General features: G+C 64.2%; 18 protein-coding genes. 14 read left to right on the top strand and 4 right to left on the bottom strand.

Going from position 1 to position 19,482, the window contains the following annotated elements; all coding sequences use genetic code 11:
* The first annotated feature begins 24 nt into the window (after nucleotides 1–24).
* The 9 genes from rlmH to NKJ37_RS04960 all read left to right on the top strand — a co-directional run bounded on the left by rlmH (nucleotide 25) and on the right by NKJ37_RS04960 (nucleotide 9,204).
* Nucleotides 25–507: a 23S rRNA (pseudouridine(1915)-N(3))-methyltransferase RlmH gene (rlmH, locus tag NKJ37_RS05000; RefSeq protein WP_023811784.1), complete on the top strand. Its 483-nt coding sequence runs from the start codon at nucleotides 25–27 to the stop codon at nucleotides 505–507.
* A gap of 124 nt (nucleotides 508–631) precedes the next feature.
* Nucleotides 632–1,969 carry a murein hydrolase activator EnvC family protein gene (locus NKJ37_RS04995; protein ID WP_352772997.1) on the top strand — a complete coding sequence of 446 codons (1,338 nt, stop codon included), beginning with the start codon at nucleotides 632–634 and terminating at the stop codon, nucleotides 1,967–1,969.
* Nucleotides 1,970–3,301: a S41 family peptidase gene (locus tag NKJ37_RS04990; protein ID WP_023811786.1), complete on the top strand. Its 1,332-nt coding sequence runs from the start codon at nucleotides 1,970–1,972 to the stop codon at nucleotides 3,299–3,301.
* Nucleotides 3,302–3,512: 211 nt separating this feature from the next.
* Nucleotides 3,513–4,691, top strand: coding sequence for a divergent polysaccharide deacetylase family protein (locus NKJ37_RS04985; protein WP_352440993.1), 1,179 nt, complete (start codon nucleotides 3,513–3,515; stop codon nucleotides 4,689–4,691).
* A gap of 156 nt (nucleotides 4,692–4,847) precedes the next feature.
* Nucleotides 4,848–5,363 (top strand): RNA pyrophosphohydrolase, encoded by a 516-nt coding sequence (locus tag NKJ37_RS04980; protein ID WP_023811788.1) that lies wholly within the window; start codon nucleotides 4,848–4,850, stop codon nucleotides 5,361–5,363.
* A gap of 77 nt (nucleotides 5,364–5,440) precedes the next feature.
* A complete protein-coding gene (gene alr / locus NKJ37_RS04975) occupies nucleotides 5,441–6,580 on the top strand; it encodes an alanine racemase (protein WP_352772993.1) in 1,140 nt (379 codons plus the stop codon).
* Between the two features lie 273 nt (nucleotides 6,581–6,853).
* Nucleotides 6,854–7,270, top strand: coding sequence for a nucleoside diphosphate kinase regulator (gene rnk / locus NKJ37_RS04970; RefSeq protein ID WP_023811790.1), 417 nt, complete (start codon nucleotides 6,854–6,856; stop codon nucleotides 7,268–7,270).
* 2 nt (nucleotides 7,271–7,272) lie between these two features.
* Entirely contained in the window at nucleotides 7,273–7,827 is a 555-nt protein-coding gene (locus NKJ37_RS04965) for a GreA/GreB family elongation factor (protein ID WP_352554279.1), read from the top strand.
* A gap of 120 nt (nucleotides 7,828–7,947) precedes the next feature.
* Nucleotides 7,948–9,204: a D-amino acid dehydrogenase gene (locus tag NKJ37_RS04960; RefSeq protein WP_128304957.1), complete on the top strand. Its 1,257-nt coding sequence runs from the start codon at nucleotides 7,948–7,950 to the stop codon at nucleotides 9,202–9,204.
* Nucleotides 9,205–9,208: 4 nt separating this feature from the next.
* Here NKJ37_RS04960 and NKJ37_RS04955 read toward each other — a convergent pair whose 3' ends face one another.
* From NKJ37_RS04955 to NKJ37_RS04945, 3 genes are all read right to left on the bottom strand, one after another.
* A complete protein-coding gene (locus NKJ37_RS04955) occupies nucleotides 9,209–11,365 on the bottom strand; it encodes a phospholipase D-like domain-containing protein (RefSeq protein WP_352440989.1) in 2,157 nt (718 codons plus the stop codon).
* Nucleotides 11,362–11,805, bottom strand: a complete 444-nt coding sequence (locus tag NKJ37_RS04950) for a phospholipase A2 family protein (protein WP_352772989.1) — start codon at nucleotides 11,803–11,805, stop codon at nucleotides 11,362–11,364. The genes NKJ37_RS04955 and NKJ37_RS04950 overlap by 4 nt, the downstream gene beginning before the upstream one ends.
* A 219-nt stretch (nucleotides 11,806–12,024) precedes the next feature.
* Nucleotides 12,025–12,906 (bottom strand): LysR family transcriptional regulator, encoded by an 882-nt coding sequence (locus tag NKJ37_RS04945; RefSeq protein ID WP_352772986.1) that lies wholly within the window; start codon nucleotides 12,904–12,906, stop codon nucleotides 12,025–12,027.
* Between the two features lie 375 nt (nucleotides 12,907–13,281).
* Between NKJ37_RS04945 and NKJ37_RS04940 the strand changes: the two genes are divergently transcribed.
* Nucleotides 13,282–14,778 carry a CoA-acylating methylmalonate-semialdehyde dehydrogenase gene (locus NKJ37_RS04940; protein ID WP_023811796.1) on the top strand — a complete coding sequence of 499 codons (1,497 nt, stop codon included), beginning with the start codon at nucleotides 13,282–13,284 and terminating at the stop codon, nucleotides 14,776–14,778.
* Between the two features lie 215 nt (nucleotides 14,779–14,993).
* Nucleotides 14,994–15,221, top strand: a complete 228-nt coding sequence (locus tag NKJ37_RS04935; RefSeq protein WP_352772983.1) for a hypothetical protein — start codon at nucleotides 14,994–14,996, stop codon at nucleotides 15,219–15,221.
* Nucleotides 15,222–15,347: 126 nt separating this feature from the next.
* Here the strand turns inward: NKJ37_RS04935 and NKJ37_RS04930 are convergent, their stop codons facing one another.
* Entirely contained in the window at nucleotides 15,348–15,998 is a 651-nt protein-coding gene (locus NKJ37_RS04930) for a GntR family transcriptional regulator (RefSeq protein WP_245486341.1), read from the bottom strand.
* Between the two features lie 111 nt (nucleotides 15,999–16,109).
* On the opposite strand from NKJ37_RS04930, the gene NKJ37_RS04925 reads away from it, so the two are divergent.
* The 3 genes from NKJ37_RS04925 to NKJ37_RS04915 are packed head-to-tail and all read left to right on the top strand — an operon-like array spanning nucleotide 16,110 to nucleotide 19,346.
* Nucleotides 16,110–17,003 carry a dihydrodipicolinate synthase family protein gene (locus tag NKJ37_RS04925; RefSeq protein WP_352440986.1) on the top strand — a complete coding sequence of 298 codons (894 nt, stop codon included), beginning with the start codon at nucleotides 16,110–16,112 and terminating at the stop codon, nucleotides 17,001–17,003.
* A gap of 59 nt (nucleotides 17,004–17,062) precedes the next feature.
* Nucleotides 17,063–18,313, top strand: a complete 1,251-nt coding sequence (locus tag NKJ37_RS04920) for an NAD(P)/FAD-dependent oxidoreductase (RefSeq protein ID WP_352440985.1) — start codon at nucleotides 17,063–17,065, stop codon at nucleotides 18,311–18,313.
* A gap of 31 nt (nucleotides 18,314–18,344) precedes the next feature.
* A complete protein-coding gene (locus NKJ37_RS04915) occupies nucleotides 18,345–19,346 on the top strand; it encodes a 4-hydroxyproline epimerase (RefSeq protein WP_352440984.1) in 1,002 nt (333 codons plus the stop codon).
* Nucleotides 19,347–19,482 lie beyond the last annotated feature (136 nt).

Raw genomic sequence — 19,482 nt, 5'->3', positions numbered from 1 at the left:
GTTCGCGCGGCTTACAAGGCGAGGATGAAGATATCAGTTCATGCCGTGGGCCGGATGAAAGCCGGCCCCGAAAAGCTGCTGGCCGACCGCTATTTCGAGCGTTTCGCCAAGAGCGGCCCGGTAGTGGGGCTTGAATTTGGCGGCATTGCCGAGATTGCCGAGGGGCGCGGCCAGACCGCCAACGAGCGGCGGCGTGAGGAAGGCCAGAAACTGCAGACGCAGTTGCAGCCCGGAACCGCTTTGATCCTCCTTGACGAACGCGGCAAAAGCTTTTCCTCGGAAGATTTCGCCGGGCGCCTCGGCCTGTTGCGTGACGGTGGCCGCAAGGCGTTGGTCATCGCCATCGGCGGCGCCGACGGCCACGATCAGTCGCTGCGCGACCAGGCCGAACTAGTGATGTCGTTCGGATTGCTGACATGGCCGCATCAACTGGTGCGCGTGATGCTGGGAGAGCAGCTTTATCGTGTGGCCACCATCCTTTCGGGACATCCCTACCATCGCTCGTAAACCGGTGAATTGGTGCGACACACCCGGATTTCCGCCCCAATGCCGAGGCAAGATTGCATCGAGTGGGCGGTTTCGAACATGGTTGATTGTTCGTTAACGAAGCCACGCATAGAGTCGGGCTTCAATGTCTGAAGACAGCAAATCAAGAACGGGCTCCTGGCGCGCGCGCTGCGGCATCGCGGCGGCGGTACTTGTGCTGTCGCTGCATGCGGGGCGGGCGGAAAACACGCTCGACACGGCTCCCGATCCGGATCAGAGCCGGGCCGAATATGAACGGGTCTCGAAGGAGATCACGCTGTCGTCGGAACGATTGGCCAAACTCTCCGCCGATATCGCGACGATCAAGAAGGATCACGCCTCGATCACCGCCGCATTGATCCAGTCGGCGATGACCGAGCAGAAGCTCGGCCAGGACATCGAGGACATCGGCGCTCGGCTGGAAGGACTGAAGGGCCAGGAACAGAAGATCCGCGCCTCGCTGATGGCGCGGCGCGACGTTCTGGCCGAAGTGCTGGGCGCGTTGCAGCGCATGGGCCTCAACCCGCCGCCGGCGATCCTGGTCAAGCCCGAGGACGCGCTGTCGTCGGTGCGCAGCGCCATCCTGCTCGGCGCGGTGGTACCCGAACTGCGCCAGCAGACCGATAGCCTGCTTGCCGATCTCAAGGAACAAACCAGGATTACGGCGTCGATCGAGGCCGAACGGGCGCGGCTGACGGCGGCGGTCGGCGACCAGACGGCGGAAAAGAAGCGGCTCGGCATGCTGCTGGAGGCCAAGCAGAAGCTCGAAGCCGACACGCAAACGCAAATGGCCGCGGAAAAGCAGCGATCCGAAGCGCTGGCGGCCAAGGCCGGCAGCCTGAAAGAGTTGATCGCCTCGCTCGAAGCGCAGGCCGACAAGAGCCGCAAGGCCGCCGATGCGGCCAAGGCCGCCGAGCAGAAGACGGCGGATGGCGACAACGCATCTGCGCCGGCGGAATTGGCGTCGCTGCCGGTGCCGGAAGGCAACCAACTTGCCGCCGCGGCACCCTTTTCAGCCTTGCAAGGACAGATCGCGCTGCCGGTGACCGGCCGCATCAAACGGCGATACGGCGCCGATGACGGTAACGGCGCGGTGATGCTTGGCGACATGGTTGCGACACAATCGGGAGCCATCGTCACCGCGCCGGCGGATGGAAATGTGCTTTATGCGGGGCCGTTTCGGTCTTATGGTCAACTCTTGATCCTGAACGCAGGCGACGGCTATCATGTCGTTTTGGCGGGGATGAGCAGAATCAGCGTCGCGACCGGTCAAGCAGTGCTTGCAGGAGAGCCGATCGGTGCGATGGGAGAGGCCCGGGTGGCGAGCACCTCGGTTTCGAAGAATGGAAATGCCACGCCGGAACTCTATGTCGAGTTCCGCAAGGATGGAAAACCCGTCGATCCGGCCCCATGGTGGGCGGACCGTTTTTCTGGAAGGACGTGAATAATGCGGAAACTGTCGCTTCTGTTTGCCGGTGCGCTGATGGGCGCGTCCGCCATGAGCCTGGTCTATGGCGCACCCGGCTCGGCGGCGAACGCTGCAGGGTCGGAGACCTACAAGCAACTGGCGATCTTCGGCGATATCTTCGAGCGGGTGCGGGCACAGTATGTGACACCGCCCGACGACAAGTCGCTGGTCGAGAATGCCATCAACGGCATGCTGGCTTCGCTTGACCCGCACTCCTCCTACATGAATGCCGAGCAGGCGCAGGATATGCGCGTCCAGACCAAGGGCGAGTTCGGTGGCCTCGGCATCGAAGTCACCATGGAGAACGACCTGGTCAAGGTGATCACGCCGATCGACGACACACCGGCCGCCAAGGCAGGCGTGCTGGCCGGCGACTACATCGCCAAGATCGACGGCGAAGAGGTTCGCGGCCTGACCCTCAACGATGCGGTCGACAAGATGCGCGGCCTGGTCAACACGCCGATCAAGCTGACCATCCTGCGCCAGGGCGCCGACAAGCCGATCGAACTGACGGTCGTGCGCGACATCATCAAGGTCAAGGCGGTCAAGTTCCGGGTCGAGAACGACATCGGCTACATGAAGATCACCTCCTTCACCGAAAAGACCTATGACGACCTCGAGAACGCCATCGACACCATCAAGAAGCAGATTCCCGACGACAAGCTGAAGGGCTACGTTCTGGATCTCCGCCTCAATCCGGGTGGCCTGCTCGACCAGGCGGTGAGCGTGTCCGATGCCTTCCTCAACCGCGGCGAGATCGTTTCGACGCGTGGCCGCGACCCCAAGGACGTCACCCGCTTCGACGCCAAGCCCAAGCAGGTCGACGACATCAACGGCAAGCCGATGATTGTCCTGGTCAATGGCGGTTCGGCCAGTGCATCGGAAATCGTCGCCGGCGCGCTGCAGGATCTGCGCCGCGTCACGGTGGTCGGCACGCAGTCCTTCGGCAAGGGTTCGGTGCAGACCATCATTCCGCTCGGCGAGAATGGTGCGCTCAGGCTGACGACGGCGCTCTATTACACGCCGTCCGGCAAGTCGATCCAGGGCAAGGGCATCACGCCCGACATCAAGGTCGACCAGCCGCTGCCGCCGGAACTGCAGGGCAGGGACCTGACGCGCGGCGAATCCGACCTCAAGGGCCATATCAAGGGCGCCGATGAGAGCACGACCGGTTCGGGCTCGGCAGCTTATGTGCCGCCGGATCCGAAAGACGATCTGCAGCTCATCTATGCCGAGCAGCTGCTGCGCGGCCAGAAGACCGATCCGGCCTTCCCGCCCAATCCGCAAAAGGCGGTTCTCAACCAGTAAGGATCTGGAGCGGCCACGCGCCGCTCCATCTTTCTGTTTGAGCCTGATGGAAGCAATGCGATGCTGCCGGGACCGAAAGGTTCCGGCAGTTTGATTCGGGGGGCGAGGCAAAGCTCCCAAGACATGGCGCGGGGTGCGCCGGGATTGATGAATTCGCGCATGTCCTTTCGAAGCGGCTTCGCCTTCGGAGCCATGCGCCCGGGGATTAGGCTTGGCTGACATCGGCAAGGACATCGAACGCCCGCTCGGACAGGCAGTCCGGCCGCCGCGCGCCGCCGGCAAGCTCAGCGGCGGTGCGATCATGGCGACCGTGGCCGTGCTGGCGGTGGCAGGCGTCTCCGGCGCGATCGCGCTCAGGGAAAAGCCGTTTCGAAAGCCGCAAGAGGTTGCAGTTTCAACGCCGAAAGTGACCGCGGCGGCCGAACCTGCCCCTGCGCCGCCTGCATTGGCCCCGGCGGCACCGAAGCCGGAGGCGCCGGTCAAATCAGGCGGGCCGCAGATCATCCATGTGCAGACGGAGGAGGGCGATGGGCCGCCCAAGGCAGCGATCGTCATTCGCGATCCGTCGACCATCGGCCAGAACCTGAAGATCGCGCATATTCCCGACAAGGCGCTGATCGAGACCAGCGAGACTGGGCCGTTGCCGGTGCGCGCCACCGATGGCAGACGGCCGTTCGACGTCTATGCGCGGCCCTGGTCGGGCGGGCGCGGCGCACGGGTGGCGATCGTCATCGGCGGGCTTTCGGTTTCGCAGACCGGCACCCAGGCGGCCATCGCCAAGCTGCCGGCGGAAGTGACGCTGGCCTTCGCGCCGCAAGGCAACAGCATCGGCCGGTGGATGCAGGCAGCCAGGCAGAGCGGCCACGAGATCGTCATGCAGGTGCCGCTCGAACCGTTCGATTATCCGAAGGTAAATCCGGGCCGCAACACGCTGACGGTGGCGGCGAGCGCGGATGAGAACCTGAAAAGCCTGCACTGGGCACTGTCGCGGACGACCAACTATACCGGCGTCATGAACTATATGGGCGCCCGTTTTTCCGCCGACGCGGCGGCGATGGAGCCGTTCATCGCCGAGCTCGGCAAACGCGGCCTTGCCTATATCGATGACGGCTCGTCGGCTCGCAGCCTGGCGCCGGACCTGGCGCTGAAGGACGGCGTGCCCTTCGTCGCCGGCGACATGGCGATCGATGCCGTGCAGGATCGCGGCGAAATCCTGAAGAAGCTCGACAGTCTGGAGGCGACCGCGCGGGCCAAAGGCACCGCCGTCGGCATCGGTTCGGCCTTCGACCTGACGGTCGATACGGTGTCGTCCTGGGTGGTCGAGGCCAAGAAGCGCGGCATCGAGATCGTGCCGATTTCAGCGGTGGCCATTGACCCGCAAAAAGGCTAACAGCCGTCTTGATAATTCTACTCCGGCGGGCATCTGTCGACGTTTTCTGCGCTTCCGGTGCTCACGTACTTTAAGTACGCTCCGCTCCGGTTCTCGAAAACGCTCGCCACCTGCCTCACCGGAGCGAATTCTCAAAACGGCTGGACCCCATCACGCATGGCTAAAAAGATTGATCGCGAAACGCTGCCTTATCGTCCCTGTGTCGGGCTGATGATCCTCAATGCCGAGGGCCTTGTCTGGGTCGGGCACCGGATTGCCGAACCGGACAGCGAATTTGCCGGCACGACGCAGCTCTGGCAGATGCCGCAAGGCGGTATCGACAAGGGCGAGGAGCCGCTGCAGGCGGCCGAGCGCGAACTCTATGAGGAGACCGGCATGCGAGGCGTCTCGCTGCTGGCCGAGGCGCCGGACTGGATCAACTATGATTTGCCGGACCATCTCGTCGGCATCGCCTTCAAGGGCCGGTATCGCGGCCAGACGCAGAAATGGTTCGCCTTTCGCTTCCACGGCGACACCAGCGAGATCCAGATCAACCCGCCGCCGGGCGGCCACACCGCAGAGTTCGACGAATGGGCATGGCGGCCTATGCAGGATTTGCCCGACCTGATCGTGCCGTTCAAGCGCCATGTCTATGAGGATGTGGTGGCGGCGTTCCGGCATCTGGTGCAATAGCCGCTATACAACAACCGCGGTTGCCGCGCCGGCCCGGCGGTCCTATTGATGTATCCACTACCACGCGAAGGGTCGCCATGAACGACGCCCCCCAAAAGCCGCCGCCAGAAGAGGTCACCGCCACAAGCGAAGTGGCGGCTGGGGCCATCCTCACCATCGATCTCGGTGCAATCCGTGAAAACTACCGGCGGCTGAAAGCGCGGTTGGGCGATGTTGCCTGCGCTGGTGTGCTCAAGGCGGACGGCTACGGCGTTGGCGCCGGCCAGGTCGCGGCGGCGCTGCTGCGCGAAGGCTGCGATGTCTTCTTCGTTGCGCTCCTGGGCGAAGGCGTCGCCCTGCGCCGCTCGCTTGGTCCGGGCCCTGCCATTTTCGTGTTGAACGGCATTCCGCCCGGTGCCGAGCGGGACGCTGTGGCGGCAGACATTTGCGCCGTCATCAACAGCCCGGAACAATTGGTGGCCTGGCGTGTGGCGGCTCGCCGCGCCGGCCGAAAACTGCCGGCCGCGATCCAGGTCGACAGCGGCATGTCGCGGCTCGGCATGGCGCCCCGGGATGTGGAGCGCGTTGCCGCCGATCCGCAGGCCTTCGACGGCATCGACATCCGGTTCGTGATGAGTCATCTGGCCTGCGCCGACGAGCCGGAGCACCCGGCCAATGAGCGGCAGCGGCTGGCATTCGAGCAGCTGCGCAAGATGCTGCCGGCGGCACCGGCCTCGCTGACCAATTCCTCCGGCATCTTTCTTGGGGAACGCTTTCGCTACGATCTCGCCCGCCCCGGTGCCGCGCTCTATGGCATCAATCCGACGCCGGCAAAGCCCAATCCGATGCTGCCGGTGGTGCGGCTGCAGGCAAAGGTGGCACAGACGCGCAGCGTCGAAAAGGGCGCGGGCGTCGGCTATGGCCATACCTATCAAGCGCAAGGCCCGCTCAGGCTGGCGACGATTTCGTTCGGCTACGCGGATGGCTGGCAGCGCCGCGCCGCGTCCGCCGCCTGGTTCGAGGGCGTGCGCCTGCCTTTCCTCGGGCGAGTGTCGATGGACTCGATCATTCTCGACATTTCCGCCCTGCCGGCCGGCAGGCTGCGCGAGGGTGATCTCGTCGAACTGCTCGGTCCCTCGCAAAGTGTCGACGACGCTGCCGGCCATGCCGGCACCATCGGCTACGAGATTCTGACCAGCCTCGGCTCGCGCTTCCATCGGCGCTATGTCGGCGGTTGAGCGGTTTGGCCACGCTTGACAAGCGGACGCCTGTCGGCAAGGCTCCTTGCATGAGCAACCCAGCTTATATCAGAACCTTGTTCAGGGTCTGCCCGATCGCGGGATCGTAGCCCCGGCGCGGCCGCCTTTTGGCGTCCGTCCGAACCGGGGCATTTCTACCTGATCATCATTCCCGAGCCAGACAGCTTCGCGGCTGCCGGCTTTTCATCAAGCCACCGTTTGTGCGGCGGCAGGCGCGCGTCTGTTCGATGCGCCAAGTCATCGAGGTTTGCCATGCAACATGCAACAGGATTGCGTCCACCGAGCCGGCCTCTGGTCAGCGATGCCGACCACCACAGGCTGACCGGCCTGGCGCGGGCGTCGCTCGACCGCGTGCCCGAGACGGCCGAAGAACTGCTTTCGGAAATGGACCGCGCCATCGTCACGGCAGCGGCTTCCATGCCGGCCAACGTGGTGCGGATGGGTTCGACGGTGACAATCCGCAACGATGGCGGGGAGCGCATCACACTGGTCTATCCCGGCGATGCCGACATCAGTGAAAACAGGATCTCGGTGCTGACGCCGTTGGGGACGGCGCTCATCGGCGCCACCATCGGGCAGACAGTGCGCTGGAGCAGTCGTGGCGGCCGGGAACTGTCGGCGACCATCGAAGTGGTCGATGCGCCGGCCTGCGGGCGGGAAGGGTCCTGATCATGGAGACGGCGATGACAGGCGCGAATTTCCGGCTGACGACAAAGGACTTCGCCGTCCTCGAGATCATGTTGGAGCGTCGGCGGGCTTTCGCGGATCCGATTGTTCCAATGCTTGAAGACAAGCTTTCCAAAGCCGAGGTCGTCGCGATCGATTCGGTCGGATCCGATATCGTGACGCTGAACAGCAGGCTGGTGTTTCGTGTCGATGCCGGCCCTGCCCAGACCCGGACCCTGGTGCAGAACGAGGTGCGCGGTCCGGTCGGCTCCAGCCTGTCGATCATGACAAGGCGGGGGCTTTGCATGCTCGGCATGGCCGAGGGCCGGACTGCATGGATCGAACAGGCCGACGGCAGGCGGGAGTCGGTCCTGGTCGCAACCGTGCTCTACCAGCCGGAGGCCGCGCGGCGTGCCGTCAGGGAGAGATCCCAAGTCGAGGCGCGACGGCCGCATGGGCTCACCCTCGTCTACAGCGCCGCAGCCGATTGGCGGCCCCTTGGCGAAAGGGCCGGAATGCGGCAGACAGGGGATGACGACCCCGGTCCCACGGCGGCGTGAACAGGCAACACTGCACGATCCCGAAAGTCGGCATCGATTTTCGCCGGGGATCGTGCGCAAATCGGAAATGCGGCCGCGTCCAGGCGTCCCTAGGACGTGCGGCGCGGCAAGGAGTGAACGATGAAGATCATGGTGCTGGGCGGCGGCGTCATCGGAGTGACCACGGCGTACTTCCTTGCCGAGGCCGGCCACGAGGTGACGGTTCTCGACCGCCAGAAAGGCCCGGCGCTGGAAACCAGCTTCGCCAATGCCGGCGAGATTTCGCCCGGCTACGCCTCGCCCTGGGCCGGACCCGGCATTCCGCTGAAGGCGATCAAATGGCTGCTGATGAAGCATGGCCCGCTGGTGGTGCGGCCGGCCTTCGATCCGCATATGTGGACATGGCTGATCAAGATGCTGCGCAACTGCACCGCCGAGCGCTATGCGATCAACAAGGCGCGCATGGTTCCGCTCGCCGAATACAGCCGCGACACGCTGAAGGCGCTGCGCGAAGCGACCGGCATCGCCTATGACGAGCGTACCCAGGGCACGCTGCAGCTGTTCCGTACGCAAAAGCAGCTCGACGGCACCGGCGGCGATGTCGAGGTGCTGAAGAAGTACGGCGTGCCCTACGAGATCCTCGAGCAGGACGGTTGCATCGCGGCTGAGCCTGGCCTTGCCGGGGTGCGCGAAAAGTTCGTCGGCGGCCTCAGGCTGCCGCACGACGAGACCGGCGACTGCAAGATGTTCACCGACAGGCTGGCCGAACTCTGTGTGGCCCGCGGCGTCAAGTTCGAATACGACGTGACGATCTGGCGCGTCATCCGCAGCCGCAACCGCATCGCCAATCTCAGCACCAGCAAAGGCTGGAAGACCGCCGACGCCTATGTGATGGCGCTGGGCAGTTATTCGGCAGGTTTCATGCGCCGGGTGAAGCGGCCGATCCCGGTCTATCCGGTCAAGGGCTATTCGATCACCGTGCCGATCAAGGACGCCGCCGCGGCACCGGTGTCGACGGTGATGGACGAGACCTACAAGGTGGCGATCACCCGGCTCGGCGACCGCATCCGGGTTGGCGGTACGGCCGAGATTTCCGGCTTCGACCTCAGGCTGCACGAATCGCGGCGGCGCACGCTGGAACACTCGGTCGGCGATCTCTTTCCGGGCGCCGGCGCGATGCGGGACGCGACGTTCTGGTGCGGGCTGCGGCCGATGACGCCGGACGGTCCGCCGCTGATCGGCCGCACCGAGCTCTCCAATCTCTATCTCAACACCGGCCACGGCACGCTCGGCTGGACCATGGCTTGCGGCTCGGGCAAGGTTCTGGCCGACATCATCTCCAGCCGGGTGCCGGACATCGATGTCCGCGACCTCGCTCAGGAGCGTTATCTGCGATAAGAGGTCAGAACGCCTGTCGGACCCAGTCCTCGTCGAACAGCAGCCGGTAGGCCCACGGTATCGTCACATTGGTGGCGACCGGGTTCGAGTGGGCGACATAGTCGTCATAGATCGGCTTCATCCTGGTGTAGAAGGCCGGATCGAGCACCATCATGCCGTTCTCCGAGTCGTGAAAGAAGCTGCGGTTGTTGAGATTGACCGACGAGATGGCGACCAGCCTTTCGTCGATCATCATGATCTTGGAATGCAGCACCACGTCAGGCGACTTGAACTCGCGGATGTTGATGCGGTCGCCATATTTCTCGACGAACAGCTTGTTGAGCGCGGTGAGAAACTTGCCGCCGATATCGCCCTTGAGATCGATGCGGCCGACAATGTCGATCCTGACGCCGCGGGCGAGCGCCCGGTCAACAGCCTGGGCAAGCTTGGGCGTCAGGTTGAGGTAGGGGTTGACGATCTGGATATGGTGCCGGGCGGCGTCGACCAGCTCGACGAAATAGTCCTCCAGCGCATGACCATCCTCGTAAGGCACCGAAATGAAGTGTCGTGCCGTGCCTGACGGGCGGGCGCCGTCGGACCGGACCGGAATGGAGAAGGGGCGCGCCAGATTGGTGTCGGCGTCGCGCAGCCACATTGTCGAAAGATGCGCAGCCAGCGTTTCGACCGTGGCCGGATCGGCGAACTCGATGTCGAAGTCGCTCCAGTTCGAATAGTAGTTCAGCGAAAACCCGTCGGTCTTGTCGTATTGCTCAAGGTCTGGATAGCGCGACAGATCGATCGGCTGGTGGAACAGGAAGCCGTCATGGATGTTGCGGCCACCGATGATGGCGCGTGAGCGCCCGGGATCGTCGGCAAGCGTTGCCAGCATCTTGACGTGATGGACCTTGTGCAGTTGTGAGGTCTGCTCGTCGATCGGCGCGCCATGGTCCGCCCGCCAGCGATATTCTTGCAATTCGACATTGGGGAATTCGGCGGCCAGCCGGTGCAGCAGGGCGTCGTCCTTGTCGCGCTCCAGAACGTCGGTGACGATGATGCGGACCTTGGTGCCTAGTGCTGCATGATGGCGGATCAACCGCTCGATGATGCGACCGGAGAAGTCGGCCTTGAACTCCAGCGACGACAGATAGATCAGCTTCAGCCTTGGCGCCCTGGAGAAATCGAGCGGCAGTTCCGGATCGCCCTTGTCGATGGCGCTGTCGGACAGTGGTGCTCCCATCAGCGCCTCGACCTTGGCGTTGAAGCCGTCGCGCGATTTGCGCAGCAGGCGCGGCTTTCCGATCGGCAAGGCACAGGTCTGCGAGAGCCAGCGGCTGGCATAGAAGGCCCGGCTGAGAGGATCGAGGCCGGTTGGGTCTGGCGTAGGGCAACGCTCGTAGCGGCTGTCGAAGGCGGCGAGAGCCGGATCGGCGGTCTCTTCGCGCTGGATGGTGAGCGGCGCGCCGGCCGGGGCAAGGCTGGAGCGGATCCTTGCCGTGCAGCGGTTCAGGCTCTCGCTTGGAAACAGGCTGACCGTGTCGTCCTCGCCGGCCAGGCGAAAGCGGAATGCCGTGCCCGTGGCGATGGTGCGTGAATCGGCGCCGGCACGGATTGCCAGCGTGCCGTCGCAGGCGCCCTCGATGACGGCGGGTTGCTTGCCGGCCTGGCGCAGCACGATCTCGACGCTGCGTGCCTGCAGGCCGGAGAAATCGAAGACCCTGGGTGCCGAAGGCCGCGCCGCCGCATCGATGTAGAGCGTTTGCCGCGACACCCGCCAGCGTCCTTCGAAATGACCCTCGCCGCTGCTGGCGCCGGCTTGCGGCAGATGCATTTCTGCGACCGGCCCGGCCAGTTGTTGCAGCGTCCGGTAGGTCGCCTGGAAATCGCTGTTGCGGATCTCATGGCGGTCATGGCCGAAAGGGCCGGTGCCGTTGGCGCGGTCCATGGCGCCAAGCTGTTGGTGGGCGAGCAGCGCCAGGAACCGCTTTTCGTAGTCGCTGGTGCCGGCGTCACCGAAAAACTGCGCGGCGGCGATCCGCGGCCCAGCTGTCTCGGCGGAGAGCGCGGGTCGCGCACAAGCGCTCTGACCTTGCAGGAGATCGCAGGCATTGCGACCAGTACCGGCACAACCGGCAAGGACAGCCAGCCCGAACAGAACGATGGTGATGGATGCGCGACCCTTCACCCGGTCGCTCCGGCCTTCAGGGCGCTCAATTGCGCCGGATCGCGCGGTGGCATGAAGCCCTGCGGGAAGACCTTGCAGACGGGAATGGTGAAGGTGGCGATCAGCAGTTCGGCCTCGCCGCGCATTTTGCGTGGCGTTGTCTTGTCGTCGCGGATCGCTTTCGCCGAGGCGACCAGGGCGCCATCGCAGTCGCAATGGTTGTGGCGGGCGATGTAGCAGGCGTCATGCGCCTGGCAGGCCGCATCGAGGCGGTCGGCCGGCCGGGCCGATAGATCGCCGGTGCGGGTGCCAGGGCCGCAATAACTGCCGAAGACGAAAGGCGAAGGCCGCGCCATGGCGTAGCGGATCGGCTTGGGCAGTTCGGCTTCCGGGACCTTCGTCCACGGATTGGCGCAAGCGGAAACGAAAAGCAGCGGCAGGATGGCAAGAACGGCTCGCATGTCTATTCGCGCCAGCTTTCTGAAAGATGTCCCTGCGCGCGGCGTCCGCCCACAGCCGGCGACCGCACGCCTGATGCCACACTGGCCGGTTTTGTGGCAAGGAAAAGGCGGCACGGCTAAAGCGCATCGCGTTTGATCGGATTCATGCGATGCGCTTTAGCGTCTTTGTTTTATGCATGTCGTTCTCTCAAAACCGAGATCACTTTTGGGCGACATGCATCAGACAAACAGGTTTCGCTCCCGCTCCACTGCCTTGGTGATGAAGCTGGCAACGATCTGGACGCGGCGCAGCGGCCTGACCGATTCGTGATAGACCAGCCAGTAGGCACGGCGGATGGGCGCGACAGCATCGACGGACACAAGTTCCGGCATCGAGCGGGCGACGAATGTGTGCAGGATGCCGATGCCGGCGCCCGAGCGCACCGCTTCGGCCTGGCCGAGCGCCGAGGAGATGGCGAAGCTGGTGCGCCAGTCGGCGCTGAATTCGGCCGCGTAGTCGAGCGAGGGACTGACGATGAGGTCCGGCACATAGCCGATCAATGTGTGCTGGCCAAGCTCGGCGGCGGTTTGGGGCAAACCATGCACGTCAGCATAGGCGCGGGAGGCAAACAGGCCGAGCGAGTAGTCGACCAGCTTTCCCGCCACCAGCCGACCCTCCGTCGGCCGCTCGACGGTGATGGCGATGTCGGCCTCGCGCCGCGACAGAGAGAAGGAGCGCGGCACCGGCACCAACTGGATCGTCAGCTCGCGGTGCAGGGCGGTCAGCGCGCCAAGGCGCTTGGCCAGGAAGGCGACACCAAACCCGTCCGGCGCGCCGATGCGCACCGTGCCGGAGACATCGTCGCCTTCGCCGGCAACGGTCGAACGTGCGGCGATCATGTCGCCTTCCATGCGCTCGGCAATGTCGAGAAAGCGCTCGCCGGCAGGCGTCAGCTCGCTGCCGGTGGTCAACCGGCGAAACAGCTTTGCCCGCAGCGCATCCTCGAGTGCGGCGATGCGGCGCGAGACAGTGGCGTGGTTGAGCTCCAGCCGTTTGGCCGCGCCAAGGATCTGGCCGGCGCGCGCCACGGCGAGGAAGATGCGGACGTCATCCCAGTTCATGGGGATGGTCCGATCTAATGACGAGCGTCGCGTTCCCGCCCACCCCCCTCTGTCCTGCCGGACATCTCCCCCGCAAGGGGGGAGATTGGCAGCTCCGCTGACAGAGCCTCTTTTGCGGAGCTGAAGATTTGCGAAAGCGACCGCTGCATCCGATCTCCCCCCTTGCGGGGGAGATGTCCGGCAGGACAGAGGGGGGTGTGACGAAGCTCAACCTTGAGAAATCCTGTAAAGACGGGCGCACCCTATCATTTGCGGCAATTGATGCACAGGTGCCTCTCGTTATCTACTTTTCGCACAACGGTTGCGTTCTCCGTCGCGTTGCCATCCGCCGGCCAAAGGCGGACAATACAGCATCACGAACAAGGGAGAGAAATCATGATCGATTATGGTCATTTCATCGGCGGCAAGCATGTCGCCGGGACCAGCGGCCGCAAGCAGGATGTCATGCAGCCGATGGACGGCTCCGTGCGCGGCACGGTGGCGCTGGCCTCGCAGGCGGAACTGCGCGCGGCGGTCGAGAATGCCAAGGCAGCGCAGCCGAAATGGGCCGCGACCAACCCGCAGCGCCGCGTGCGCGTGCTGATGAAGTTTCTCGAACTGGTCGCCCGCGACTATGACGAACTGGCCGACATCCTGGCGCGTGAGCATGGCAAGACGATCGCCGACGCCAAGGGCGACATCCAGCGCGGCCTCGAAGTGGTCGAAGTCTGCATCGGCGCGCCGCATATGATGAAGGGCGAATTCACCGACGGCGCCGGCCCCGGCATCGACGTCTATTCGATGCGCCAGCCGCTCGGCGTCGTCGCCGGCATCACGCCGTTCAACTTCCCGGCAATGATCCCGCTGTGGAAGATCGCGCCGGCCATCGCCTGCGGCAACGCCTTCATCCTGAAGCCTTCGGAGCGCGATCCCGGCGTGCCGATGCGCATTGCCGAACTGTTCCTCGAAGCCGGCCTGCCGGCAGGCATCCTCAACGTCGTCAACGGCGACAAGGACGTGGTCGACGCCATCCTCGACGATCCCGACATCAAGGCCATCGGCTTTGTCGGCTCGACGCCGATCGCCCATTACATCTATTCGCGCGGCACGGCCGCCGGCAAGCGCGTGCAGTGCTTCGGCGGCGCCAAGAACCACATGATCATCATGCCCGATGCCGACATGGACCAGACCGTCGATGCGTTGATCGGCGCCGGCTACGGCTCGGCCGGCGAGCGGTGCATGGCGATCTCGGTCGCCGTCCCGGTCGGCAACGATACCGCCAACCGGCTGATGGAAAAACTGATCCCGCGCGTTGAAAGCCTGAAGGTCGGTCCTTCGACGGACTCTTCCGCCGATTTCGGCCCGCTGGTGACGGCGCAGGCATTGGAACGCGTTAAGGGCTATGTTGACACCGGCGTCAAGGAAGGCGCCAAGCTGGTCGTCGACGGCCGCGGCTTCTCGATGCAGGGTTATGAAGACGGCTACTATATGGGTGGCTGCCTGTTCGACAACGTGACCGCCGATATGCGCATCTACAAGGAAGAGATCTTTGGGCCGGTGCTCTCTGTTGTGCGCGCGCCGACCTATGAGAGCGCGATCAAGCTCGCCAACGATCACGAGATGGGCAATGGCGTCGCCATCTTCACCCGTGACGGCGATGCCGCGCGCGACTTTGCAAGCCGTGTCCAGGTCGGCATGGTCGGCATCAACGTGCCGATCCCGGTGCCGATCGCCTACTACACCTTCGGCGGCTGGAAGGCATCTTCCTTCGGCGATCTCAACCAGCACGGCCCGGACGCGTTCCGCTTCTACACCAAGACCAAGACGGTGACCTCGCGCTGGCCGTCCGGCATCAAGGATGGTGCCGAATTCGTCATCCCGACGATGAACTGACCGGACAACAAATTGGTTTGGATTCAACGCTCGGGCGCTCGCGCCCGGGCGTTTTTTTGCAATCGGTGGCGACCCTATCCGTTGAACGCTAATGTGATGGAACCAAGTAGCATCTGCCGTCTTGGTTTGCAGTCCTGCCGCAAGGAGGTACGGCAGATCAAGCAACGGCGCTGGCGACAGCTTCGGGGACATCGTCTGGCGCAAGGAGGTGTCAGATGACCCGTCTTGTGGCAACGCTATTTTTCGCGGCGGTTTCCGCGTTTCCGGCCGCCCCGGCGATGGCAGAGCAATGCGCGGCCCGTGCGGATATGATCAAAGCGCTCGGGGAAAAATTCCACGAAAGCGAAGCGGCGCGGGGCCTGGTCAACCCGAGCCTGATTCTTGAGATATTCGTCTCCGACCAGGGCACCTGGACAATTCTTGCCACCGACACGCATGGTTAGAGCTGCGTCATCACGGCAGGCGAAGGCTGGGACGGTCCGTTGATGGCGGCGGCTGCCTTGCCCGGGACTTAACCCGAGCTTCGAGGAAGCGCCAACGACGAGAGCGCACCGGATATAAAAGGACGTTCAGCGCGTGGCGGCCGTCTCGGCGTGGCCGCGCAACAGCGCCATCAGGCGTTTGGCGTCCTTGGCCGCGGCCTCTTCGTCGCCCGCAAGGATCGAGCGGATCAGCGCTACATGGTGCTCGGCGGATTCGGCAAGACCGGTTTCGGCCTTGTAGCGGAACCAGAAGCGGCGGCTGTGGGTCTGCAAGGGGGCGGCCAAACGGGCGGCGAAGGGATTGTCGGCAGCCAGCGCCAGCGCTTCGTCGAGTGCCTTGTCGGCCTGGATGAAGGCAAGCACATTGCCCGAGATCACCGCTTTCTGCATGGCGAGCGCTGCTTCGTGAAACAAGTCGGCGGCTTCGCGGGTGACGAAGCGGGCGGCCGAGCGGGCGAGCACCACCTCGACGCCGCGACGTGCATCGAGGACGCGCAGCCAGTCGCCGGCATGGAGCGGGGCGATGGCGATCCCGGCGCGCGGCCTGATGTCAAGCAGCCCTTCCCAGGCCAACCGCTGGATCGCCTCGCGCACTGGTGTCCTGCCAAGCCCGAGCCTGTCGATCAGAGCGCCCTCGGTGACGAAGCTTGCCGGGGCCAGTTCGAGCGTGACGATCATGTGCTCGAGCACATGGTAGGCCCTGGTCGCGGCTGGCTCCGCCGAGGTGTTTGCTGCCATGGATATCAAATGCGCTCTCCTGATATATCTTGAATATATCATAACGGAATCCGCATTGACAGCGGGTTTGTTAATAGATATACCACTGATATATCAGATGGAGAGATGATCATGTGGACCGGAGTTTTTCCTGCCGTCACGACCAAATTCACCGCGGATGATCGTCTCGATCATGCCGAGATGGAGCGGTGCTTCAGCCTGCAGATGGAGGCCGGCTGCGACGGCATCATCGTCTGCGGATCGCTCGGCGAGGGGCCGATGCTGTCGCCCGACGAGAAGATCGAGGTGCTGAAGACCGCACAGAAGGTCGCCGGCAAGAAGCCGGTGCTGCTGACCGTCAACGAGGCCGGCACACGCGAGGCGGCCAGCATCGCCAAGCGCGCGAGCCGGGAAGGCGCCAATGGCCTCATGGTCGTGCCGAGCCCGATCTACCACACCAATGCGGAAGAGACCGTCGGGGCGCTGCGCGCGGTCGCGCAGGCGGGCGACCTGCCGGTCATGATCTACTCCAACCGGCTTGCCTACCGCGTCGACGTCACCGTCGACCAGATGGAGGAGCTGGCGTCGGACAAGCGCTTTGTCGCGATCAAGGAATCCTCCGACGACATCCGTCGTTCGACCGAGATCATCAATCGCCTGGGCACTCGCTACGACCTGTTCACCGGCGTCGACAATCTGGCCTTCGAGGCGCTGTCGGTCGGCGCCATCGGCTGGGTCGCGGGACTGGTCACAGCCTTCCCGCGCGAGACCGTCGCCATATTCCAGCTGATGAAGCAGGGCCGCCGCGAGGAGGCGCTCGCCATCTACCGCTGGTTCCGGCCGCTGCTCGATCTCGATGTCTCGACTTACCTGGTCCAAAACATCAAGCTTGCCGAAGTGTTCGCGATCAACACAAATGACCGCGTTCGCATGCCGCGCCAGCCGCTGTCTGGAGAGCGCCGCAAGGCTGTCGAGAAGATCGTCAAGGATGCGCTCGCCGTGCGGCCGACACTGCCGCAGTTCTGAGCTGGTATGAAGCGAGCGGGGCGGAGACTGGGACATGCATGCAGGGGTGACGTACAAAGATGAATAGCGATGTTCCAATCGACATCGCCATCATCGGTGGCGGCATCATCGGCATCTGTGCCGCTGCGTCTCTCGCCGAGGCCGGACGCAGGGCCACCGTCTTCGACCGCACCGGCATTTGCGAGGAGACGAGCTCCGGCAATGCCGCCGCCTTCGCCTTCTCCGACGTGCTGCCGCTGGCCCACAAGGGCATGATCCGGCAGCTGCCGAAATGGCTGGCCGATCCGCTTGGCCCGCTCAGCATTCCGCCCGCCCATCTGCCGAGGCTTCTGCCCTGGCTAATCCGCTTCTGGCGCGCCGGGGCGCCCGGGAAATACGAGGCGAGCCTTGCCGCTCAGGCGGGCATGATGAAGCTCGCCGAAGCGGAGTGGATGGGCCTGCTCGATCGCTCCGGCACGCGGTCGATGCTGCGCGAAGATGGCTCGCTCGAGCTCTATGAAAGCGAAGCCGAATTTCAGGCCGGGCTGCCCGGCTGGGCGGCGCGTGAGCGTTTCGGCATCGGTTTCCGCCATGTCGAGGGCGAGGAACTGGCCGCCTTGCAGCCGGGGCTGTCGCCGCGCTTCATCAAAGGCACGTTCGTGCCGGGATGGAAGACGGTCGCCGACCCGAAACTGCTGGGCAAGGCGGTGTGGGCCTATGCGCAGGCCAAGGGCGCCCGCTTTGAGCTGGCCCGAATCAGCCAAGTCGCGGTGGATCAGGATGGTGCGACGCTGACGTTGGCAGACGGCACCACAAGGCAGGCGCGACACCTCGTCGTCGCCGCCGGCGCATGGTCGCATCTGCTGGCGCGGCAGCTCGGCGATCGCATTCCGCTGGAGACCGAGCGCGGCTACAACACCACGTTGCCGACGAGTGCCTTCGACGTGAAGCGGATGCTGATCTTCTCCGGCCATGGTTTCGTCGTCACGCCGCTCGAAACGGGCCTGCGTGTCGGTGGCGCCGTTGAACTCGGCGGCATCGAGCGGCCGCCCAATTATGCCAGGTCGAAAGCGCTGCTGCGGAAGGCACAGAAATTCTTGCCGGGGCTCGATCCCTCGGGTGGGCGCGAATGGATGGGGTTCCGCCCCTCGCTGCCGGATTCAGTGCCAGTCATCGGCGGCGCGCCGGGAAAGCGGTCGGTGGTCTATGCCTTCGGCCATGGCCATCTCGGCCTGACCCAGGCGGCGGCCACCGGACGGTTGATCAGGGATCTTGTCCTGGGGCAGACTCCACCGATCGATCTGGCCCCCTTCAGTCCGCAACGATTTTGATATTTTCGGGTTTTGATTTTCGAGGAGCGTCATGGCCAAGAAATCCTTCTTCTGCATAGACGGCCACACCTGCGGCAATCCGGTGCGGCTGGTCGCTGGCGGCGGCCCGCTGCTGCAGGGCGCGACGATGATGGAGCGGCGTGCGCATTTTCTGGCCGAGTATGACTGGATACGCACCGGGCTGATGTTCGAGCCGCGCGGCCACGACGTGATGTCCGGTTCGATTCTCTATCCGCCGACGCGCGAGGATTGCGACATCGCCATCCTGTTCATTGAAACCTCCGGCTGCCTGCCGATGTGCGGTCATGGCACCATCGGTACGGTGACGATGGCCATCGAGCACGGACTGATCAAGCCGAAGACGCCGGGCGTGCTTCGGCTCGACACGCCGGCCGGCCTTGTCATCGCCGAATACAAACAGGTCGGCGACTATGTCGAGGAGGTGCGCATCACCAATGTGCCGTCCTTCCTCCATGCCGAGGGGCTGACGGTCGAATGCCCTGGGCTCGGCGAAATCACCGTCGATGTCGCCTATGGCGGCAACTTCTACGCCATCGTCGAACCACAGAAGAACTATCGCGACATGGCCGATTATTCGGCGGGCGACTTCATCGCCTGGAGCCCGGTGGTGCGCCAGCGGCTCAACGAGAAATATTCCTTCGTCCATCCCGAGAGCCCTGGCATCAACCGGCTGTCGCACATGCTGTGGACCGGTGCGCCGACGGTGGATGGCGCGGATGCCCGCAATGCCGTGTTCTACGGCGACAAGGCGATCGACCGCTCGCCCTGCGGCACCGGCACCTCGGCGCGCATGGCGCAGCTTCATGCCAAGGGCAAACTCAAGGCCGGCGACAGCTTCGTCCATGAATCGATCATCGGTTCGCTGTTCAAGGGCAAGGTCGAAAAGGATGTCAGCGTGGCCGGCAAGCCGGCCATCATTCCCTCGATCGGCGGCTGGGCGCGGATGACCGGACTGAACACCATCTTCATCGACGACCGCGACCCTTTCGCGCACGGATTTGTTGTCAAGTGATGGGACTCCTGACCTTGCGGAAAGCAACGGCCTGAAAAATGGATCGTGCCAAAAACGCAAGGATTCCTTTCATCACCTAATTTTGACGGCGATTTCTTCGAAACGGAGCGCATGATGCGGTCGAATCGTCAAAGAC

Source organism: Mesorhizobium sp. M0140, assembly GCF_040322475.1.
Lineage (GTDB): Bacteria > Pseudomonadota > Alphaproteobacteria > Rhizobiales > Rhizobiaceae > Mesorhizobium.
The sequence above is the reverse complement of the archived record's forward strand: the minus strand, read 5'-3'. Positions and strand labels throughout refer to the sequence as shown.

Excerpts from the sequence above, each read along its gene's own strand:
- rlmH (WP_023811784.1), top strand. The coding sequence starts at position 25 with ATGAAGATATCAGTTCATGCCGTGGGCCGGATGAAAGCCGGCCCCGAA.
- NKJ37_RS04995 (WP_352772997.1), top strand. The coding sequence starts at position 632 with ATGTCTGAAGACAGCAAATCAAGAACGGGCTCCTGGCGCGCGCGCTGC.
- NKJ37_RS04980 (WP_023811788.1), top strand. The coding sequence starts at position 4,848 with ATGGCTAAAAAGATTGATCGCGAAACGCTGCCTTATCGTCCCTGTGTC.
- alr (WP_352772993.1), top strand. The coding sequence starts at position 5,441 with ATGAACGACGCCCCCCAAAAGCCGCCGCCAGAAGAGGTCACCGCCACA.
- rnk (WP_023811790.1), top strand. The coding sequence starts at position 6,854 with ATGCAACATGCAACAGGATTGCGTCCACCGAGCCGGCCTCTGGTCAGC.
- NKJ37_RS04965 (WP_352554279.1), top strand. The coding sequence starts at position 7,273 with ATGGAGACGGCGATGACAGGCGCGAATTTCCGGCTGACGACAAAGGAC.
- NKJ37_RS04960 (WP_128304957.1), top strand. The coding sequence starts at position 7,948 with ATGAAGATCATGGTGCTGGGCGGCGGCGTCATCGGAGTGACCACGGCG.
- NKJ37_RS04950 (WP_352772989.1), bottom strand. The coding sequence starts at position 11,805 with ATGCGAGCCGTTCTTGCCATCCTGCCGCTGCTTTTCGTTTCCGCTTGC.
- NKJ37_RS04945 (WP_352772986.1), bottom strand. The coding sequence starts at position 12,906 with ATGAACTGGGATGACGTCCGCATCTTCCTCGCCGTGGCGCGCGCCGGC.
- NKJ37_RS04940 (WP_023811796.1), top strand. The coding sequence starts at position 13,282 with ATGATCGATTATGGTCATTTCATCGGCGGCAAGCATGTCGCCGGGACC.
- NKJ37_RS04935 (WP_352772983.1), top strand. The coding sequence starts at position 14,994 with ATGACCCGTCTTGTGGCAACGCTATTTTTCGCGGCGGTTTCCGCGTTT.
- NKJ37_RS04930 (WP_245486341.1), bottom strand. The coding sequence starts at position 15,998 with ATGGCAGCAAACACCTCGGCGGAGCCAGCCGCGACCAGGGCCTACCAT.
- NKJ37_RS04925 (WP_352440986.1), top strand. The coding sequence starts at position 16,110 with ATGTGGACCGGAGTTTTTCCTGCCGTCACGACCAAATTCACCGCGGAT.
- NKJ37_RS04920 (WP_352440985.1), top strand. The coding sequence starts at position 17,063 with ATGAATAGCGATGTTCCAATCGACATCGCCATCATCGGTGGCGGCATC.
- NKJ37_RS04915 (WP_352440984.1), top strand. The coding sequence starts at position 18,345 with ATGGCCAAGAAATCCTTCTTCTGCATAGACGGCCACACCTGCGGCAAT.